A 470-nucleotide genomic window follows, 5' to 3' on the forward strand; every position below is an offset into this window, starting at 1 on the left:
GAGTAGGGGAGTAGGGGAGTAGGGCAGTAGGGCAGTAGGGCAGTAGGGTAGTAGGGCAGTAGGGCAGTAGGGAAGCTATTCGGCTGACAGTTTGCGGATTAGAAGTCGAAGAAGCTTTCCCACACTTTCGGTACTCGACAACAATGAAGTCGCTGTAGCTTTCGGTGCGATACCGATGCGCTCAGCGATCATAAGCTGAGTTTCTAGTTCTTTCAGTGATCCTTGAGCAATACGGAGAAATTGTTGATAGGAGCCTCGGATCTCTCTGCCATAGCCTCCGCTATGTTCGCCGGTACCGAAGTTGCAGCGCGCCGCACTTGGCTGGTCAGTCCATAAAGTTCCTCTTTCGGCCAGGATTTCGTCGCGCCGTAAACCGCCACCGCAAGGTCCATTGCCTGCTGCCAAACAATTAGATCCTTGTAGGAACCCGTTTTCTCAGCCATTTCCCCTACTCCCCTACTCCCCTACTC

1 pseudogene is annotated in these 470 nt (G+C 53.2%); it reads right to left on the minus strand.

Features of this window, described 5'->3' with window-relative positions:
* Positions 1–75: 75 nt before the first annotated feature.
* Positions 76–443, minus strand: a pseudogene (locus tag EOB36_RS34035) (four helix bundle protein).
* Positions 444–470 lie beyond the last annotated feature (27 nt).

The organism is Mesorhizobium sp. M6A.T.Cr.TU.017.01.1.1, assembly GCF_004023115.1.
GTDB lineage: Bacteria > Pseudomonadota > Alphaproteobacteria > Rhizobiales > Rhizobiaceae > Mesorhizobium > Mesorhizobium mediterraneum.